This window comes from Candidatus Poribacteria bacterium (assembly GCA_021295755.1).
GTDB lineage: Bacteria > Poribacteria > WGA-4E > WGA-4E > PCPOR2b > PCPOR2b.
On sequence record JAGWBT010000223.1, the window covers coordinates 1 to 1,623 of the forward strand.

A 1,623-nucleotide genomic window follows, 5' to 3' on the forward strand; every position below is an offset into this window, starting at 1 on the left:
CACCTACTATAAGATTTTGTTGATAACTTGTGCATAACTCGCTGATTTATGCACAAGTTATCAACAGGGTACTTGTCAGTGATAGCAAGCCTTCAGGTGAGTTATCAACTTATCAACAGCCCCTACTACTACTACTAAAGTACTATATAAATTTATATAGTAATTAGTAGTACAATTAGAAGCTGTTGATAACTGTCAAAAATCATCAGATTTTGCAACCGATTGAACTAAAATATTTACAGCCAAGATAAGATGTTATTAAACCATATCGTCCTACGAAATTTTCGTAATTATATCAATTGCGAAGTGGACTTCTCTAAGCCCGTTAATTTAATCGTCGGCGGGAACGCACAAGGAAAAACCAGTTTGCTTGAAGCAATCTATTTTCTTTGCACCGCGGAATCTCATCGTGCGACTCATGATGCCGAATTGATTCGGCATCATGAGTCAGGATAGTGATGACGTAACATCTCTTGAAGCGATGAAGAAGGCACGCGGACAGTTTAGATTGAAGAAAAATGGTATTCTCCAGACAAAACGTTCCGAATGGATTGGTCAATTTAACGCCGTGTTTTTTTCACCAGAGTCACTCACGTTAGTGAAAGGCGGCCCTTCAGAAAGGCGACGGTTCTTAGATCTCCTTATCTCACAGATTGACAGCGAATACTTAAAAAATTTGCAAAAGTACAATCTGGTGCTCAAACAACGAAATGAGTTGCTAAAGCAGATTCGTGCAACGTTCGCAAACGCAAAGCAACTGGATGCTTGGGACCAATTGCTGCTTGTACATGGTACCGCAGTTATCATAAGGCGGTTGGAAATTTTTTACCAATTGAAAGACCACGCGATCCAAAACTACCAAAAACTCACTGGCGGTTTAGAAAATCTCGCACTGACGTATCGTTCGGCATCGGTGTCAAACGATACGTCAATTGACAATATGGCAGGCAGTATTTCAGAAACCACCGGTCTCAACTCGTTAGCGGAGTCTTCAGACGCACCCCACAAGGCTACCCGTGAAGATGAAGACAAGATAGCCAAACATTTTGGCATATCATTAAACGCTTCCCGCGAGGCAGATTTACAGAGAGGTACAACCTTAGTCGGCCCACACCGAGACGATTTCCTCATTGAATTGGAGAGTGAACCCAACGCGTCTATCATTCACCATCATAGTGAAAGCGATCCACCAGCCCCAGGACCCGCAACCGGAACATTTCGAGAGGTAGCGCGATCTTATGGTTCACAAGGGCAACAACGGACTATCGCCTTAGCACTCAAGTTAGCAGAATTAGAATTGATTCGACACCTAACAGGCAGAGACCCGATAGTTTTATTGGATGATGTTACCTCAGAGTTAGATGACAAGCGGGTAGGGTATTTATTAGAGGTACTCCAAAATTTAAGTGCCCAAACTTTCATCACAGCTACGCATGCTGAACCTCTTGTACATCATCTCAATCAACCGAACGTTTTGACGGTAGAGAATGCACAGATTAGTTACGTTACCGAAACTAATGAGTCTTCTTAACACACCATTATTGATGTGATTCCTAAGTCACACCAACGAGTATATAAAATGCACAAGACCGAAAACCTACGCGATCTCCTCACTGAACTCGC

The 1,623-nt window shown here is 42.4% G+C and carries 2 protein-coding genes; both read left to right on the forward strand.

Annotated features, from left to right (window positions below; translation table 11 throughout):
• Positions 1-252 precede the first annotated feature (252 nt).
• The gene (locus J4G02_22285) at positions 253-456 is read left to right on the forward strand and encodes an AAA family ATPase (GenBank protein MCE2397240.1); all 204 of its coding nucleotides are present in this window, start codon (positions 253-255) and stop codon (positions 454-456) included.
• Complete coding sequence (locus J4G02_22290; GenBank protein ID MCE2397241.1) at positions 443-1,531, forward strand: hypothetical protein; 1,089 nt, start codon at positions 443-445, stop codon at positions 1,529-1,531. The genes J4G02_22285 and J4G02_22290 overlap by 14 nt, the downstream gene beginning before the upstream one ends.
• The last annotated feature ends 92 nt before the right edge of the window (positions 1,532-1,623 follow it).

What these genes read in the sequence shown, in the direction of transcription:
- J4G02_22285 (MCE2397240.1), top strand. Translation starts at nt 253, where the DNA reads ATGTTATTAAACCATATCGTCCTACGAAATTTTCGTAATTATATCAAT.
- J4G02_22290 (MCE2397241.1), top strand. Translation starts at nt 443, where the DNA reads ATGAGTCAGGATAGTGATGACGTAACATCTCTTGAAGCGATGAAGAAG.